This is a genomic window from Streptomyces sp. PA03-1a (genome assembly GCF_033792805.1).
Lineage (GTDB): Bacteria > Actinomycetota > Actinomycetes > Streptomycetales > Streptomycetaceae > Actinacidiphila.
On record NZ_JARAVO010000106.1, the window covers coordinates 13847 to 30486 of the forward strand.

Genomic DNA, 16640 nt, shown 5'->3' on the forward strand with positions numbered 1-16640 from the left:
ATGCAGCGACAAACAACGACCAGTCCCCTGCTGTCGCTCCCCGGCGCCGTTCCCGCGGAAGGCCCCGACGAGGGAGTCGCCGCGCACTACGGAGACCTCTTCCGCGAGCAGCGCGCCCTGGCGGACGGCAACGGATTCGTCGACCTCTCCCACCGTGGCGTCGTCGCCGTCACCGGCCAGGACCGCCTCGCGTGGCTCCACCTGCTGCTCACCCAGCACGTCAGCGACCTCCCGCCCGGCCGGGCCACCGAGGCGCTGGTCCTCTCCGCCCACGGCCACATCGAGCACGCCCTCTACCTCGTCGACGACGGCACGGCCACCTGGATGCACGTCGAGCCCGGCACGCAGGCCGAGCTGATCGCGTATCTGGAGAGCATGAAGTTCTTCTACCAGGTCGACGTCTCGGACCGGACCGGCGAATACGCCGTCGTGCACCTGCCGGCGGGCAGCATCGCCGCCGTCCCCGGGGACTGGCCGGTGCGCGAGGTCCCCTACGGCCGCGACGTGTTCGTGCCGCGCGGCGAACTGGAGGCCTTCGCCCGGCAGGTCGGCACCCCCGTCGGCGTGCTGGCCCTGGAGGCCCTGCGGATCGAAGGGCACCGGCCGCGGCTCGGTCTGGAGACCGACCACCGCACCATCCCGCACGAGCTGGGCTGGCTGGACACCGCCGTCCACCTGGACAAGGGCTGCTACCGCGGCCAGGAGACCGTCGCCCGGGTGCACAACCTCGGCCGGCCGCCGCGCCGCCTGGTCTTCCTCCACCTGGACGGCAGCGAGGTCAAGCTGCCCGGCCACGGCGCGCCCGTACGGCTCGCCGCGGACGGACCGGACGGCCGCCCGGTCGGCACCGTCACCTCCTCCGCCCGGCACTGGGAACTCGGCCCGATCGCCCTCGCCGTGATCAAGCGCAACACCCCGGTGGACGCGGTGCTGCTCGCGGACGGGACGGCGGCGAACCAGGAGACGGTCGTCGAGCCCTGAGGGACGCGCCTCACATCTCCAGCACGACCGTGAACGGGCCGTCGTTCGTGAGCGAGACCTTCATCTCCGCTCCGAAGCGGCCCGTCTCCACGTGCGCACCCAGCGCCCGCAGTTGTGCCACCACTTCGTCCACCAGCGGCTCGGCGACCGGCCCGGGCGCCGCCGCGTTCCAGGTGGGGCGGCGCCCCTTGCGGGCGTCACCGTAGAGGGTGAACTGGGAGATCACGAGCAGCGGCGCGGCCATGTCCGAGCAGGACTTCTCCCCGGGCAGGATGCGCAGCCCCCACAGCTTCCGCGCCAGCTGGGCCGCCTTCTCCGCGGTGTCGTCGTGCGTCACCCCCACCAGCACGCACAGGCCGGGACCGACGATCTCGCCGACCGTCTCGCCGTCCACCACGACACTCGCTTCGCTCACCCGCTGGGCCACCGCACGCATGTCGCCATTGTCCCGGGTCGGTGGGGGCGCGCGGCACCCGGGCCGTACGCCCGCTTGGACTCACGCACAACTGTCCGGAGCCGCCGTTCGGGTGCAGGTGCCTGCGCGACGCAGTTACTCGGTGGCACGATCGAGATCTGCCCGACGTGGGGGACGAGGGGACGGACAGCGATGAAGCACAGCATCACGACCGGCACGGCGGAAGGCGATCGCATGCTCAAGGCACCGGGCCCGCGCTCCCCCCTCACCGCCGGTACCCCCCAGCCCGACTTCGCCGACCTCACCCTCGAAGGGCTGCGCACCGCGCGCCGCGAGGCCCAGCTGGAGGAGGCCGACCTCTCCTACCTGCGGCGGCTCCTCCAGGGCCGGATCGACATCCTCCGCGCCGAACTCGCCCGGCGCACCGCCCCGGACGCCCCCGTGCTCGACCGGCTCTCCGAGATCCTCACCGACACCCCGTCCCGGCACCGCACCTCCGCCCGCCACGTCACCCTGGGCACCCCGCACAGCGAGCGCTACCGGCAGCTCGCCGAGGAGATGCTCGCCGAGGTCCAGCTCTCCGACCTCGAGGCCCGCACCGACCAGGAACTCCACGACGCGATGGGCCGGCTGGTCCGGCACGAGCAGCAGGTCTCCCGCTGCCGGCAGTCCCTGCAGCGGACGGTCGACGGCTGCAGCACCGAGATCGCCCGCCGCTACCGCGAGGGCGAGGCCCGGGTCGAGGACCTGCTGGCGGGGGACTGACGGCGACGCGGCGAAAACGGGATGCGACCGGGCCGCGGGTCCGCCTACCGTGCGGGGCATGAGCCTTGAGGTCCGTACGATCGGCGAGTCCGACTTCCCCGGCTGGCTGCGCGCCGTCAACACCGGCTTCCACCGGCCGCCGTCGGTGACCGAGGAGGAGATCGCCCTCCGCCGCTCCCAGACGGACCTGGACCGCACCCAGGGCGCGTTCGACGAGGGCCGCTGCGTGGCCACCTTCCGCAGCATGCCCCGTGAACTCACCGTGCCCGGCGGCGCGGTGCTGCCCGCCTCGGCGATCACCAACGTCTCCGTCACCGCCACGCACCGCCGCCGCGGCCTCGCCTCCCGCATGATGGCCGCGGAACTCGACGCCTCCGTGCGCCGCGGCGAGCCGGTCGCGATCCTCGTCGCCGCCGAGTACCGGATCTACGGCCGCTTCGGCTTCGGCCCCGCCGCGGGGGTCACCGAGTGGGAGGTCGACACCGCCCGTGCGGGCCGCCCCCAGGGAGCGCCGTCCGACAGCGGCCGCATCGACCTGGCGGACCCGTCCGAGGTCCTCAAGCTCGGCCCCCAGCTGCACGACCGGGTGCGACTGCGCCATCCCGGCGCGATCAACCGCACCGAGCGCTTCTGGGAGTACGCCACGGGGACGGTGGTCAACCCTGCCTTCCCTTGGAAGGAACCGATCTTCGTCCTCTACCGCGACGCCTCCGGGCGCGTCGACGGCCTGGCCGCGTACACGGCCGAGGACACCTGGCACGGGATGTTCCCGAAGGTCCCGCTCACCGTGCGGGAGTTGCTCGCCGCCACCCCCGAGGCCGAACGCGCCCTGTGGCGCTACCTGCTCGCCATCGACTGGGTCGCCACCGTACGCACCGGTTTCCGCGGCCCTGACGACGTCCTGCCGTTGCTGCTCGGTGACCCGCGCGCCGCCCACGTCCACTCCACCAGCGACTTCCTGTGGCTGCGCCTGCTGGACGTCCCCCGCGCACTGTCCGCCCGCACCTACGCGGCCCCGGGCTCCGTCGTCCTCGACGTCGCCGACCCCGACGGCCACGCCGCCGGCCGCTTCCGCCTCGAAGCCGCCGCCGACGGCACCGCCACCGCCGAGGCGGCCCCCTCCGCCGCCCCGGACGTCACCCTCACCGCCGCCGCCCTCGCCTCCCTCTACCTCGGCGACGAGTCCGCGGCCCGCCTGACCATCACCGGCGGCGCCGCGGAATCCCGTCCGGGCGGCGTGGCCCGCCTCGACGCCCTGTTCCGCACCGCGCGCAGGCCGTGGCCGATCGACACGTTCTAGCCGTTGTCAGTGGTGTCCGTAGGACACCAGCACCAGGAGGACGAGTACCCCGCCGACGCACATCGCATAGCTGGAACGGGCCTTGAACCCGGCACCCACCAGCAGTACGCCCAGCCCCATCAACGGCCCGTACTGCCACGCCAGGTACTGCTCCAGCAGTGCCGTTGTCACATGGCTCCACAGCATGACCCACCACCCCCTTCCCAGGTGGCCGACCGCAAGGCACGGGCCCGCTGCCGCCCTGGCCCTACTGGGCCAGGAGCAGCGCGATCACCGCGAGTCCGACGCACGTGAACGTCGTGTTCCGGGCCTTGTGGCCCACCGTGAACAGTCCGACGGCGAAGGCGCCGGCCGCGCCGTACCGCCACTGGACGAGCTGCTCGAACGCGAAGGCACACAGAGCGATAGCTGGCATAGCGATTCACTCCTTCGAGGCGCGTGGGATCGATCCCTCCGCGCGGAGAGCGCGGAGGGGGCAGATTTGACCCGTGGGTCGGCATGTGGCTGAGCGGAAGCGTGGTGCTGCTGACACGTGCGAAGCGGCGTGGCGCTGCACTCTCAGCCGCGGTCATCCCCGGCGCGTCGTCGGGACGGAGAGGCTGCGGCCCCCGATGGCGTCAACTGGTCCAACTTGACTGGCGGCTGGACCAGTTGACTGCATTCCTCTACGGTCATGTTGCCGCTGACTGCAGATCACTAAACTCCATGCAGTCAACTCCACTTGCCTGGCGTGAAGCTGTAGTGTGGGTCACGTGAGCAACGACCGCACTGCCGGTGGGCCCAGGCGCGAGTACGAGCGTGTGGCCGATGCGTTGCGTCACGAAATCGAGGGCGGCGACATCGCCACGGGTGAACAACTCCCCACGCATGCCGAGCTGGTGGATCGCTTCGACGTCTCCCGCGCCACCGTCCAGAAGGCGATCAAGGCGCTCGAGGGCAAGGGCTACGTGGAGTCGGCCCAGGGCAAGGGGGTCTTCGCGCGCGACTGGCGTAAGTCCGCCGTTGCTGCCCATGCCAACGGGACCGCCACGGCGACGGTGGAAGCCGGCAGCGTGGAACTGGACGACGCCATCGCGGGGGCTTTCGAGGCGGAGCACGTCACGATCGATGCGTACTGCCTGACGGCCGAGTCGCTCAACGCGGCCATCGTGCCGCAGGTCAAACGGATCATCCGCGGCGAAATCCGGCCGGGCTCGATCCACCTGCGCCTGCTGCTGCCGCGCACCGACGTACGGCTGGCCGTTCCGCGCAACGTCGAGGACCCCGACGACGAGCGCCCCATGGCGCGGCTCACAGATCTGTCCGCGGCCCACACCCGAGCCCTGAGGAACCTGGAGAACCTGGCCGGTCAGGGCGCCGTACCCGAGGTGAAGGTCGAGGTACGCCTGGTTCCGGTCACACCTCTGCACAAGCTCTACCTGATCAATGGAGACCTGGCCCTCGACGGCATGTACGTCGTCACGGACAACGTCATCAACGTCGACGATGCGACCATCAAAATCCATGACGTCCTGGGTGTCGGGGCCAAGCTTTACCCGCAGCCACGGGAACGTGTGGAACTCTCTCAGGAGTGGTTCGACTCTCTGTGGACGAGGCTAGCCAAGCCCGCCTGACATCCGTCGGCATCGAATGCGTCCTGCTGGACTTCGATGGCCCGATCTGCCGGCTCTTCGCCGGGCATCCCGCCTCCGTCGCCGCCTCGCGGCTCAAGGACCGGCTCGGCGACATGTCGCTGCTCCCGTCCGAACTGGCCGGCACGGATGATCCGCACGGGCTGCTGTGGGCGATCGCCACGGGGCCCGGCCGCAACGCGCACGAGGTGAGCGCCGAATTGAACTCCCTCCTGGCGAAGGAGGAGGTCGTGGCGGCCGCATCCGCGACGATCACGCCTGGTGCGGTGGACCTCGTCCGCGGCCTGCGAGCCCGGGGCCTCCACCTCGGAGTGGTCAGCAACAACGGATACGAGGCGATTCGCAACGTCCTCCTCGCGACGCACCTGCTGGAGTTGTTCGACGGGCCGATCATCGGCCGCCCCGATGATGCCCGGCTCATGAAGCCCGATGCCTTCATGCTGCGAGAAGCGGTGAAACGGCTCGGCGCGAAGCCCGAACACTGCCTGTTCGTGGGGGATTCCTGGCGGGACGCCGAGGCTTCACGACGAGCCGACGTCAATTTTGTCGGCTATGCGAAGAGTGCACGCAAGGGACGTGAGATGACGAAGGCAAATGCCAAGTGGGTCGTTTCGCGGATGCAGGACGTGATGGGTTTGTTGCCGTGAGTCGCCGAAGCGGTGTCGTCGTCACGGCCCTCTGGTCAAGTCCCCTGCGGGCACTCAAACTCACTGGGTGACTTCTGATCGCGAGTGGCCGAGGAAAAGCGGCCTCCGGGCCCTGCTGGCCGGCCTCGAGGGAGTGCTGTTCGACTTCGACGGCCCACTCTGCCACCTTTTCGCGCCGAAGGGGGCGGACTGGGTCGCGGAGCAATTGTACGAATTCATCAAAGACAAGAAGCTGCCGACCGTACGTCCCGAAAAGGAGCACAGCCCCATAGATATCCTCCGCGAGGCGGCACGCACGTGGCCGGACTTCGCGGACGTCGCTCACCTCGAAGGCAAACTCACGTCGCTGGAGGAGGGGTGCGCCGAGGATCCGGTGATGACGACTGGTGCCCAGGCGCTGGTGGAAGCCATCAAGGATGATGGAATACCGGTCGCCATAACCACGAACAATTCCGAGGAAGCAGTTCGGGCCTGCCTGGCCAACTGCGGTCTGGGTCCGTTGTTCGGCAGGCATGTGTACGGCCGGCGGAACATGGCCGAAGGGCACCCGCTGTTGCTGAAGCCCGACCCCGCATGCATCGAGCGTGCGATCGGGGGCCTTCGACTGGTCCGCCCCGAGCGCTGCCTGTTGATCGGTGATTCGCCCGCGGACGTGCTGGCCGCGAACAGCGCGGACGTGCGGTTCCTCGGTTTCGAGAACCCTCACGTTGACGACAACCAGGAACTGCGCCACGTCTTCCCCGGGACGATCGTCGAGCGTCTGGACGAGATCCGGACGGAGTGGGGCGAAGTCCATGGGCGATGCCGGACGCACTCGGCGAGTGGCGAGACCCACTGACCGCAGTCGTTCCGTGCGGGAAGTCCCGGTTCACCCATTTCGATGGGTTCCATCGTTCGGGCTAGCTCGGGGTGGAATATTTATGCGGCGTCTCGCCTCGCGCGACGTGCGGTTTGCATAGCTCAGTGGGGTTGGAGGGCTCAAAAATGAATAAAGATGCGGTGGAGTTCAGCCCCATGCGGGTCGAGGGAGGGATACGCTTCCTTTTTCTGATCCTCGAGGAATCCGGTGACCAGCCCTACCTACGAGTTCGCGTCGCGAATCGCCACCGAGGTGGTAGGCCCACTCAAAGGGCACCATCACGAGGCATATGCCGTCCGCCTGATCCCCGGCACACCGCTCGGTGACAAGTTCAGGTGGCTGAAGCTGCGCGAACCCCGGGAACACGCCGTCTGGTACGACCACAGGTGCTTCGCGTCGGAGGAGCAACTTGTCCTGGAATTGGGCGGTCGAATTCCGCGCATTCCCAAGGTCGTCGACGTGAGTGAGCTCGTGGACGTTCCCGCCGGAGTGACTTTTGTCGAATTCATCGAAGGCCGGACTCTCGGAGATCTGACATCTCCCGGAAGGTCGGTTCCCCGGCGCTACAGAAGAAGATTGATCCAATTCTTCGGTTCCTTGGTGTCGGTCGACGCGTCGCGTGTCCGCGCGGATCGCGTCTGCGGGAACGAGCCGGGGCATCTCCCTTTCAACGGTAACGACAGCACGAGTTTCCTGGGAAACCTGATCGGCCACACTCGCGGGGTGTTTGACAAGAGAAGGACGGTACTCGATCCGCTTTTTGATGCACTGGCGATCCCCGATGGCCTCTTGGAAACACTCCCCGACGCATTGGGAAACCTCACCAGGCGCCCGTTCGCCCTCCTGCACGGTGACCTGCACCGCGAAAACCTCGTGGTCGACGGCGACCGGGAACTGTGGACGATCGACTGGGAGCTCGCCCGCATCGGTGACCCGCTCTACGACCTCGCCACGCACCTTCACCTGATGCGCTACCCCCGCCGGCAGGCACGGCAGATGGTCCGGGGCTGGCGAAAGGTTGTGGGGAAGAGTTTGCCGGGGGCGTCGGACGCGGTGGAGGGTGATCTTCCCCGTTACCTCGCGTACAAGCGAGTCCAGTCCGTCTATACGGATGTGATGCGCGGGGCGATGGCGGCCAGTTGGGCCCCCGAGGACGGGCCGGGACAGCGTGAGGTGGTGACGCATGCCGTGGCATCCATCGCTGCGGCGCTCACCCGTGCCCGGCGCGGAGAGGACGGCACGGGCCTACGCCACGTGGGGCTGCGGACGGTTGCCACTCCCGAGCGGATCGAGAAGGAACTCCTCCACTGGCTGGAGGAGTACGGAGCCCGGGCCCGGAAGGTGGATGACGTGACGACGGCAGGCGGGGTGGGCTCGGAGCCTCGGCTCGACATGATTCCGTCCTTTGAACCCGCGGTACCTGAGGCTCAGCACAACGAGCCAATCGGGCTGAAGCGCGGCGCTACAGTCTGAGGGTGAGCAACGACCCGACTGCCGGTGGGTCCAGGCGCGAGTACGAGCGTGTGGCCGATGCGTTGCGTCATGAGATCGAGAGCGGCGACATAGCGGCGGGCTCGCAACTACCCACGCATGCGGAGCTGGTGGCCCGCTTCGCTGTCTCCCGTGCCACGCTCCAGAGGGCGCTCAAGGAGCTTGTGAGCCGGGGCTACCTGGAGACGATCCAGGGCGTTGGAGTCTTCGTCCGGGACTGGCGCGACGTCGTCGGCGAGACACACGGCGACCGGCAGGCGGCGGAGGCCGGCAGCATCGAACTGGACGATGCCATCGCGGACGCGTTCGAGGCGGAGCACATCACGATCGACGCGTACTGCCTGACCGCCGAGTCGCTCAACGCGGCCCTCGTGCCGCAGGCGCGCCGGATCCTCAGGGGGGAGCTCCGGCCGTCGTCGATCCGGGTCCGGTTCCTGCTCGCCCGCCCCGGAGCGCACTTGGCGATCCCCCGGATCGTGGGGGAGCCGGAGGACGCCCGGCCGCTTGACCGGCTGTCCGAGTTGATCGAGCGCCACGCGTTCGCCCTGCGCAACCTGCTGGAGGACCTGGGCAGACGGGGGATCGACGTGGCCGTCGACGTCCGGACTCTCCCCATCACGCCGGTGGCCAAGTATTACCTGCTCAATGGGCATCAGGGGCTCATGGGCTTCTACAAGGTCGAGGCGAACACCGTGGACCTCCCGGACGGCGAGACCGCCCAGATCTACGACGTCCTGGGCCTGGGGGCGCGGCTGTACCCCCAGGGGCCCGAGCAACGGGCCGAGTGCCAGCAGTGGTTCGACTCCCTGTGGAACACCATCGCCGAATCGGTCTGACGCCCACGACCTCGGTGCCTGGCTCACATCACCAGTGACATCCAGTGCCCCGGCACCTCCAGCGGCTGGAACCCCACCTTCGTGTACACCCCGTGGGCGTCGTGCGTCGCGAGGAGCACGCGCCGCACGCCCAGGCCCTCCAGGTGGTCGCGGGCAGCGGTCGCCAGGGCCGTGGCGAGGCCGTGGCCGCGGGCGGCGGGGGTCACGTAGACGTCGCAGAGCCAGGCGAAGGTGGCGTGGTCGGTGACGACGCGGGCGCAGGCGACCTGGGTGCCGGTCTCCTTGTCGTACGCGCCGAAGTTGAGGGAGGCGGCGATCGCGGCGTCCTGGACGGCGCGGGGGCGGCCGAGGGCCCAGTAGGCGTCGGTGGAGAGCCAGTGGTGGACCAGGGCGGCGTCTATGCGGGCGGGGTCGGCGGAGATCTCGTACCGGTCGTCTCTCATGGGGCCTGAGGGTAGGGGATGTGGCTCCGTGCAGTGCTGCTTACCGGTGGGATGAAGGACTATTAACTGGACCTTGAGGGTGCCGTGGGCCCACGCTCGATGGCATGGGTATTCACGTACCGCTCATCACGCCCTTCGACGAGGCCGGCCGCGTGGACGCCGGCGCGCTGGGGCGGCTGGCGCACGAGGTGGCCGACGGGGGTGTCGCCGGGCTGGTGGCGCTGGGGACGACCGCCGAGGCGGCGATGCTGGACGAGGCCGAGAAGGCGGTCGTCCGGGAGACCGTGGGGCGGGTGTGCCGCGAGCGGGGGCTGCGGTACACCGTGGGCGCCGGGGGGACGGACACGCGCAGGGCCGCGGCGGAACTCGCGGGGCTGGACGCGGACGCCGCGCTCGTGTCCGTGCCGTCGTACGTCAGGCCTTCGCAGGAAGGGGTCGTCGCGCACTTCGAGGCCCTGGCGCGGGCGTCCGCGGTGCCGCTGGTCGTCTACAACATCCCCTACCGCACCGGGCTCGCCCTCACCGCGGACACGGTGCGCAGGGTCGCCGCGATCGACGGGGTCGCGGGCTTCAAGCACGCCGTCGGCGGCATCGACCAGGACACCGTGCTGCTGGTGGGGGAGGTGCCGCTGTACGCCGGGGACGACGTGTTCGCGCCGGCGCTGCTCGCCCTGGGCGCGCGGGGGGCGATCGCGGCGTCCGCGCACCTGGCCACCGAGCGGTGGGTGGAGGAGGCCCGTTTCCACGACGCGGAGCGCGGGCATGCGCTCGCGAGGCTCGCCGCCGCCTGCTTCGCCGAGCCGAACCCCACGGTGATCAAGGCGGTGCTGCACGCCCAGGGACGCATCCCGACCCCCGACGTGCGGCTGCCGCTGCTGCCCGCCGGGCGACCGTCGCTCGAGACGGCACTCCGGGCACTCGCCGCATCGGGGGATACTCGGGACCGTACGTACGCACTGATCGGAGAGACCGGATGAGGATCGGAATCGTCGGAGCCACCGGCCAGGTCGGCGGTGTCATGCGCAAGGTGCTGGCCGAGCGCGACTTCCCGGTGGAGCGGCTGCGGCTGTTCGCGTCGGCCCGTTCGGCGGGACGTGCCGTGCCGTGGAAGGACGGCGAGGTCACGGTCGAGGACGCGGCCACCGCGGACTACTCGGGTCTCGACATCGTGCTGTTCTCCGCGGGTGGCGCCACCTCCAAGGCGCTGGCCCCCAAGGTCGCCGCCGCGGGCGCGGTCGTGATCGACAACTCCTCCGCCTGGCGGATGGACCCCGAGGTCCCGCTGGTCGTCGCCGAGGTCAACCCCCAGGCGATCGCCGACCGGCCCAAGGGCATCATCGCCAACCCGAACTGCACCACCATGGCCGCCATGCCCGTGCTGCGCCCGCTGCACGAGGAGGCGGGGCTGACCGCGCTCGTCGCCACCACCTACCAGGCGGTCTCCGGCTCCGGTCTGGCCGGTGTCGCCGAGCTCGACGGCCAGGTGCGCAAGGTCGCCGACCGGGCGACCGAGCTGACCTTCGACGGCGAGGCCGTGGAGTTCCCCGAGCCCGCGGTCTACCAGCGGCCCATCGCGTTCAACGTCGTCCCGCTGGCCGGCAAGATCGTCGACGACGGCCGCTTCGAGACCGACGAGGAGCAGAAGCTCCGCAACGAGTCCCGCAAGATCCTGGGCATCCCGGAGCTGAAGGTGTCCGGCACCTGCGTCCGCGTGCCCGTGTTCTCCGGGCACTCGCTGCAGGTCAACGCACGTTTCGAGCGTCCGGTCAGCGTGGCGCGCGCGTACGAGCTGCTGGGCGCGGCCCCGGGCGTGGAGCTGTCGGAGATCCCCACCCCGCAGCAGGCCGCGGGCAAGGACCCCTCCTACGTCGGCCGGATCCGGGTGGACGAGACCGTCGAGCACGGCCTCGCGCTCTTCCTCTCCAACGACAACCTGCGCAAGGGCGCCGCTCTCAACGCCGTCCAGATCGCGGAGCTGGTCGCCGCCGAGCTGCGCGGCTGACCCCGTTCGCCCCCCTGGATGCCCCGGCGCCGACCGCGCCGGGGCATCCGCCGTCCCGCTTGACCCTCACACCGTGTGAGGCGCTGGACTCGGAGACGTCATGTTCGGAATCGGAGACTTCGCCAGGCACGGCCGCGTGTCGGTCCGCATGCTGCGTCACTACGACGCCGTCGGACTGCTGCGCCCCGACCGTGTCGACCCCGCCACCGGCTACCGCAGCTACGCCGCCGGGCAGCTCGCCCGGCTCAACCGCATCATCGCCCTCAAGGACCTCGGCTTCACGCTCGAACAGGTGCGGTCGATCCTCGACGAGGAGGTGAGCGCGGAGCAGCTGCGCGGCATGCTGCGGCTGCGCCGCGCAGAGCTCGCGGCGGCGATGGCCGCGGACGCGGCGCGGCTGGCGGGCGTCGAGGCGAGGCTCCGCACGATCGAGAGCGAGGGACGGATGTCCACCGACGACGTGGTGATCAAGAGGGTGCCCGCGGTGCGGCTCGCGGAGCTGACGGCGACCGCGGCGGGGTTCGAGCCGGCGCAGATCGGGCCCGTCATCCAGCCGCTGTACGAGGAGCTGTGCCGGCGGCTGGACGCGGCGGGCGTGCGGCCGGTGGGGCCGGGGGTCGCGTACTACGAGGACGCCCCGGAGGGGGAGGGCGCGATCCTCGTCCACGCCGGGCTGCAGGTCGCGGCCGATCCGGACGGCGGGTACGACTTCGCGGTCGTCGACCTGCCGGAGCTGGAGAGCGCGGCGACGATCGTGCACCGCGGCTCCATGGACGACGTCCTGCGCAGCGCCCAGGCCCTGGCGCGGGGGATCGACGCCCAGGGCCACCGGTCCCTCGGCTACCCCCGCGAGCTGTACCTGGAGTGCGAAGGGCATCCCGACACATGGGTGACGGAGCTGCAGGAACCGGTGGCCACGGTGGCGTGACCGGTCAGCCCATGGGCTTGCCCTGCTGAGCCGCCTCGGCGACCAGCTCGAAGGCCGTCCGGCCGTCCAGGGACTCGCGGATGACGTCCGCGTGCCCGGCGTGCCGGGCGGTCTCCTCGATCAGGTGGAGCAGGATCCATCGGGCGCTGACCTTCATGCCCGGCGGGTTCCAGGGCGCGTCCGGCAGCGGCACCACGACGTCCAGGTCGGGCAGCGCCAGGACGGCCTCCTCGGTCTCCCGGCCGATCCGCGCGTACTCCTCCAGCCAGCCGGCGAGGGTCTCGCCCTCCAGTAGCCGGAAGCCGTCGAGGTAGTCCGCCTCGGTGCCCTTCTTGTCCTCGTGGCCCAGCAGCAGGCCCTGCACCCAGGACTCCTCGGTCCTGGCGACGTGCTTGACCAGCCCGGCGAGGCTCATCTCGCTGACGCTCGGCTGGGAGGAGGCCTGCTCGTCGGTGAGCCCGAGCACCGCGCGGCGCATCCCGCCGCGCTGCGCCTCCAGGTACGCCAGCAGCGCGTCCCGCTCACCCGTCTCGTTCCGTACCACCGTCGGCATCGCGCGCTCCCTTTGGCCATCGGCCTCGGTCGTGGGCGCCGGTGTTCCGGCGTCCTCCGATGTCTTCGACGTTACGCACCGATGCGGTCAGTTCCGGTCCGCGATGGGCCGCGAGGAGAAGGCTCCCTCGGAGAGGACCGGGACGACGGTGGCGGCGTCGAACTCGGTGGCGATCGCGACGTCCTCCGGGAAACCGCCGCCGCTGAGCTCGCGCCCTGAGGCGCAGGCCGCGACGGTGCCGGCGGGGTCGGGCGCCCCGGTGAAGGCGGCCGCCGCGGCGCGCGCCTCGGGGGAGAGCGTCACGGCGGGGGCGTGCCCCCGCAGCGCGGTGACGACCGCACCGGCGCCGAGCAGGTCCTCCAGTGCGGGCCGCAGGGTCCCGTCGGGCCAGCGCTCGCCCGCGGCGATCACCGCGACGGGGCGGTCCCGGACGCCGTAGCCGTGCCGGGCGAGCCACGCGCCGACGGCGGTCGCGTTGCGCAGGCAGGCGGCGACGACGGTCGCCGCCTCCCCGGCCGCCGCGGCGATCGTCGATCCGTTGGGCGAGGGCAGCACCAGCCGCGGGGTGTACGGCGCACGGCGCAGGGCGGCGGGGGACAGCGACCACGGCGAGCGTTCGCTGACCTCCCGCCGCCCCACGGCCAGCCGCGCCCCGACCCGCCGCGCGTACGCGGCCGCCGTCGCGTCGCGCCAGGCGTACGGGTGCACCGCGGTGCCCGCCTCGACGGCCACCGTCACCGCGGTGGTGAAGGACAGGACGTCGACGACGACGAGGCACGCCACGTGCGCCCCGATCCGCCGGGCGCCTTCCGGTCCCCACTCGAACCGCACCCCGTGGCGTGTCTGCAGAAACCATTCCTCGCTCATGGGCGAGGACTATGCCGCCGCGGACCTCTCCTGTACATCGGCGACCGCGCAACTGACGTTGTCCGGACCGCCGGCGGCGTTGGCCAGCCCGACCAGCGTGCGCACCGTCTCCCCGGGCCCGGCGCCGGAGGCGAGCACCCGGCGCAGCTCGTCGTCCGGGACGACGGTGGACAGGCCGTCCGTGCACAGCAGGTAGCGGTCGCCGGGACGCGGGTCGTGCAGCCGCAGGTCGGGCAGGCGCCCGGCGGGACGGGTGCCGGAACCCAAGGCCCGTACGAGCAGCGACCGCTGGGGGTGCGAGGCGGCTTCGGCCTCGGTCAGCCGGCCCTCGTCCACCATCGACTGCACCATCGTGTGGTCGTGCGTGATCCGGAACAGTTCGCCGTCGCGCAGCAGGTACGCCCGGGAGTCCCCGATGTGGACGAGGGCCAGCCGCTCCCCGGACCACAGCAGCGCGGTGAGCGTGGTGCCCGAGTCCGCGAAGCCGCGTACGGTCTCGTCGGCCCTGTCCAGGGCGTCCTGCAGCAGGTCCAGCAGACCGCCGGGGGCGGCAGCGGCGTCGAGCTCCTTCAGCGCGTCGACGGCGGCGGCGCCCGCCGGCGCCCCCTCGTCTCCGAAGCCGTCGGCCACCGCCAGCAGCCGGGCGCCGGCGTAGGCGGTGTCCTGGTTGCCGGGCCGGACCAGGCCGGCGTCGGAAAGGGCGGCGTAGCGCAGTTCCAGGGAGCGGTTCGCGTGGTTGGAGTCGTTCGCGTCGTTCACGACGGAGTCCTTCCGGGACAGGTGATCGACGAGGAAGGCGGCCAGGTCCCGCCGCGCGCCGTGCGCGGCCTCGGCCTGCGCCCAGTACGCCCGGATCTCCCGCGCGGCGGCGGGCGCGTCCAGCGCGCACACCTCACGTATGCGGGCCAGCGGCATCCCCAGCCGCCGCAGCCAGGCCACGAGCCGGGCGCGCTCCAGTTGGGCGGGGGCGTAGTGGCGGTAGCCGGTCAGCGGATCGACCCGCGCGGGCGTCAGCAGCCCCAGCTCGTCGTACAGCCGCAGCGCCTTCGGCGACAGCCGGGACGCCTTCGCGAACGCCCCGATCGTCAGCGAGTCCATGGCGGGCTCCCTCCCTCGGGCCGGGCAAGCCGCCCGGCCGCTTCGATGCTGTGGCCTGCCCCAAGGTCAAGGTCAACCGGCCACCCGGGCGCGGTTCACAGGGCGATCGGCCGGTAGGCGAGCGCGGCGTCGACGATCCGTTCGGGCGGGGCGTCCGCGAGGCCGGCCGGGGGGTGGAAGAGCAGGTCGCAGGCCCGGGGGTGCGGGGTGTTGCAGTCGAAGAGCCGCAGGTAGTAGTCGGTGTCCTCGCCGGCCGGGTCGGCATCGACACGGCGGACGATCTCGACGAGTTCCTCACGCGTGATGTCCGCCACCCGCGGCCGGGCGGGCCGGGCGGGCCGGGCGGCCTCCCGGGCGAACCCTTCCAGGTCGCGCGACACGTCGTACCGGACGAAGTCGGACAGCAGGTAGTCGTGGCCCGTGCGCTCGTTGAAGGCGGCCACGGCCTCCTCCGTCGGTTCGCCGGAGCCGGCCAGGTCCTCGATCCGCTCGATCTCACGGGCGACCTCCGCCAGTCGTTCCGGGTTGACGGGCGGCGGGAGCAGTTCGGCGCGCAGGTCCACGGCGGCATTATGCGGGCCGGGGCCGACAGCGGGCCGGGGCGGCGCCGTGGGTTCGCCGCGGCCGGCTGGGCCGTGCGGGGGATGTCACATCCCCTTAACGAGACTTTTGCAAGCATCTTGCTTGCAAAAGTTAGCACCGCGCGGCATCCTCGGAGGCATGGCTTCACTGAACGTCGGCACCCTCGGTGAGTACCTGCGGGAGCAGCGGCGCAACGCGCAGTTGTCCCTGCGTCAGCTCGCCGACGCCGCGGGGGTGTCCAACCCCTACCTCAGCCAGATCGAGCGCGGGCTGCGCAAGCCCAGTGCCGAGATCCTGCAGCAGCTCGCCAGGGCGCTGCGCATCTCCGCCGAGACCCTGTACGTGCAGGCAGGGATCCTCGACGAGCGGGACCAGGGCGAGGGGATGGAGGTGCGGACCGCCATCCTGGCCGACACGGCGATCAACGAGAAGCAGAAGCAAGTCCTCCTGCAGATCTACGAGTCGTTCCGCAAGGAGAACGCCGCAGTGGAGGAAGCTCTTGACGAGCAGCCCGCCGCGCCGCGCGAGCACGTGGCGAAGAAGGCGGCGAAGAAGGCTGTCGCCGTGCTGAAGCCGAACGCGTCCGGACCGGCCGGACCGGGCAGCGGCGACGACGCCGCGGCCGCCGGGTGACCGGCTGCGCCCGGTCGCGCGGAACGGGCGACTGAACAGACGTACACGCCACCATCCTCAAACGGGAGAAACCCTCATGGCGATCACCGAAGACATCGTCAAGACCCTCAAGGACCCGACCCCGCTGTACGCGCTGGCCGGGACCGCGGACCTCGCGGCCGAGAAGCTCAAGGAGGTCCCGCCGCTGATCGAGAAGATCCGCGCCGAGGCCCCCGAGCGGATCGAGAAGATCCGCGGCACCGACCCCAAGGCCGTGCAGGAGAAGGTGACCGCGCAGGCCAAGGACGCCCAGACCAAGGCGCAGGCCAAGGTCAACGAGCTCCTGGGCACCATCGACGGCGACCTGCGCAAGCTGCGTGACTCCGCACAGGACTTCGCGCTGCAGCAGGTGGGCCGTGCCGCCGAGTACGCGGTCCGTGCCAAGGAGGCCTACGACGGCCTGGCCGAGCGCGGCAAGGACGCGGTCGCGACCTGGCGCGGCGAGGCCGCCGACCAGGTCGAGGACATCGCGGTCGCGATCGAGCCCGAGCCCGTCCCGGCCGCGCGGCAAGGACGCGGTCGCGACCTGGCGGGGCGAGGCCGCCGCCCAGGTCGAGGACATCGCGGTCG

At 71.0% G+C, this 16640-nt stretch carries 21 protein-coding genes; 13 read left to right on the plus strand and 8 right to left on the minus strand.

Going from position 1 to position 16640, the window contains the following annotated elements; translation table 11 throughout:
- Window positions 1–981 carry a CAF17-like 4Fe-4S cluster assembly/insertion protein YgfZ gene (gene ygfZ, locus PV341_RS23615; protein WP_500330768.1) on the plus strand — a complete coding sequence of 327 codons (981 nt, stop codon included), beginning with the start codon at window positions 1–3 and terminating at the stop codon, window positions 979–981.
- Between the two features lie 10 nt (window positions 982–991).
- Here ygfZ and dtd read toward each other — a convergent pair whose 3' ends face one another.
- Window positions 992–1417, minus strand: a complete 426-nt coding sequence (dtd, locus tag PV341_RS23620; protein WP_500330770.1) for a D-aminoacyl-tRNA deacylase — start codon at window positions 1415–1417, stop codon at window positions 992–994.
- Between the two features lie 171 nt (window positions 1418–1588).
- Between dtd and PV341_RS23625 the strand changes: the two genes are divergently transcribed.
- The gene (locus PV341_RS23625; protein WP_500330772.1) at window positions 1589–2161 is read left to right on the plus strand and encodes an RsiG family protein; all 573 of its coding nucleotides are present in this window, start codon (window positions 1589–1591) and stop codon (window positions 2159–2161) included.
- Window positions 2162–2219: 58 nt separating this feature from the next.
- Complete coding sequence (locus tag PV341_RS23630; protein ID WP_500330774.1) at window positions 2220–3461, plus strand: GNAT family N-acetyltransferase; 1242 nt, start codon at window positions 2220–2222, stop codon at window positions 3459–3461.
- A gap of 6 nt (window positions 3462–3467) precedes the next feature.
- Here the strand turns inward: PV341_RS23630 and PV341_RS23635 are convergent, their stop codons facing one another.
- Window positions 3468–3647, minus strand: a complete 180-nt coding sequence (locus tag PV341_RS23635) for a hypothetical protein (protein ID WP_500330776.1) — start codon at window positions 3645–3647, stop codon at window positions 3468–3470.
- Window positions 3648–3708: 61 nt separating this feature from the next.
- A complete protein-coding gene (locus PV341_RS23640) occupies window positions 3709–3876 on the minus strand; it encodes a hypothetical protein (RefSeq protein ID WP_392614338.1) in 168 nt (55 codons plus the stop codon).
- A gap of 337 nt (window positions 3877–4213) precedes the next feature.
- Between PV341_RS23640 and PV341_RS23645 the strand changes: the two genes are divergently transcribed.
- The 5 genes from PV341_RS23645 (at window position 4214) to PV341_RS23665 (ending at window position 8925) form a co-directional block, all read left to right on the plus strand.
- Entirely contained in the window at window positions 4214–5074 is an 861-nt protein-coding gene (locus PV341_RS23645; RefSeq protein ID WP_500358918.1) for a winged helix-turn-helix domain-containing protein, read from the plus strand.
- Complete coding sequence (locus PV341_RS23650; protein ID WP_500330780.1) at window positions 5047–5739, plus strand: HAD family hydrolase; 693 nt, start codon at window positions 5047–5049, stop codon at window positions 5737–5739. Before PV341_RS23645 ends, PV341_RS23650 begins: the two co-directional genes overlap by 28 nt.
- Window positions 5740–5806: 67 nt before the next feature.
- A complete protein-coding gene (locus tag PV341_RS23655) occupies window positions 5807–6577 on the plus strand; it encodes an HAD family hydrolase (protein ID WP_500330782.1) in 771 nt (256 codons plus the stop codon).
- A gap of 228 nt (window positions 6578–6805) precedes the next feature.
- Window positions 6806–8071 (plus strand): phosphotransferase, encoded by a 1266-nt coding sequence (locus PV341_RS23660; protein ID WP_500330784.1) that lies wholly within the window; start codon window positions 6806–6808, stop codon window positions 8069–8071.
- A gap of 2 nt (window positions 8072–8073) precedes the next feature.
- Entirely contained in the window at window positions 8074–8925 is an 852-nt protein-coding gene (locus tag PV341_RS23665; protein ID WP_500330786.1) for a GntR family transcriptional regulator, read from the plus strand.
- A 23-nt stretch (window positions 8926–8948) separates the two neighbouring features.
- On the opposite strand, the gene PV341_RS23670 is transcribed toward PV341_RS23665, so the two are convergent.
- Window positions 8949–9368 carry a GNAT family N-acetyltransferase gene (locus tag PV341_RS23670; protein ID WP_500330788.1) on the minus strand — a complete coding sequence of 140 codons (420 nt, stop codon included), beginning with the start codon at window positions 9366–9368 and terminating at the stop codon, window positions 8949–8951.
- 104 nt (window positions 9369–9472) lie between these two features.
- On the opposite strand from PV341_RS23670, the gene PV341_RS23675 reads away from it, so the two are divergent.
- The 3 genes from PV341_RS23675 (at window position 9473) to PV341_RS23685 (ending at window position 12298) form a co-directional block, all read left to right on the plus strand.
- Window positions 9473–10345: a dihydrodipicolinate synthase family protein gene (locus PV341_RS23675; protein WP_500330790.1), complete on the plus strand. Its 873-nt coding sequence runs from the start codon at window positions 9473–9475 to the stop codon at window positions 10343–10345.
- Window positions 10342–11370, plus strand: a complete 1029-nt coding sequence (locus PV341_RS23680) for an aspartate-semialdehyde dehydrogenase (protein WP_499513153.1) — start codon at window positions 10342–10344, stop codon at window positions 11368–11370. Before PV341_RS23675 ends, PV341_RS23680 begins: the two co-directional genes overlap by 4 nt.
- Before the next feature lie 100 nt (window positions 11371–11470).
- Complete coding sequence (locus tag PV341_RS23685) at window positions 11471–12298, plus strand: MerR family transcriptional regulator (RefSeq protein ID WP_500330792.1); 828 nt, start codon at window positions 11471–11473, stop codon at window positions 12296–12298.
- Window positions 12299–12302: 4 nt separating this feature from the next.
- On the opposite strand, the gene PV341_RS23690 is transcribed toward PV341_RS23685, so the two are convergent.
- The 4 genes from PV341_RS23690 to PV341_RS23705 all read right to left on the minus strand — a co-directional run bounded on the left by PV341_RS23690 (window position 12303) and on the right by PV341_RS23705 (window position 15379).
- Entirely contained in the window at window positions 12303–12851 is a 549-nt protein-coding gene (locus PV341_RS23690) for a DinB family protein (RefSeq protein WP_500358919.1), read from the minus strand.
- 87 nt (window positions 12852–12938) lie between these two features.
- The gene (locus PV341_RS23695; protein WP_500358920.1) at window positions 12939–13718 is read right to left on the minus strand and encodes a 2-phosphosulfolactate phosphatase; all 780 of its coding nucleotides are present in this window, start codon (window positions 13716–13718) and stop codon (window positions 12939–12941) included.
- A gap of 9 nt (window positions 13719–13727) precedes the next feature.
- Window positions 13728–14816, minus strand: a complete 1089-nt coding sequence (locus PV341_RS23700) for a MerR family transcriptional regulator (protein WP_500330797.1) — start codon at window positions 14814–14816, stop codon at window positions 13728–13730.
- A gap of 95 nt (window positions 14817–14911) precedes the next feature.
- Window positions 14912–15379 carry a bacteriocin immunity protein gene (locus PV341_RS23705; RefSeq protein WP_500330799.1) on the minus strand — a complete coding sequence of 156 codons (468 nt, stop codon included), beginning with the start codon at window positions 15377–15379 and terminating at the stop codon, window positions 14912–14914.
- A 157-nt stretch (window positions 15380–15536) separates the two neighbouring features.
- On the opposite strand from PV341_RS23705, the gene PV341_RS23710 reads away from it, so the two are divergent.
- Complete coding sequence (locus tag PV341_RS23710; RefSeq protein ID WP_499513159.1) at window positions 15537–16031, plus strand: helix-turn-helix domain-containing protein; 495 nt, start codon at window positions 15537–15539, stop codon at window positions 16029–16031.
- Between the two features lie 76 nt (window positions 16032–16107).
- The coding region (locus PV341_RS23715) for a hypothetical protein (RefSeq protein ID WP_500358921.1) at window positions 16108–16640 on the plus strand (533 nt) is incomplete at its 3' end.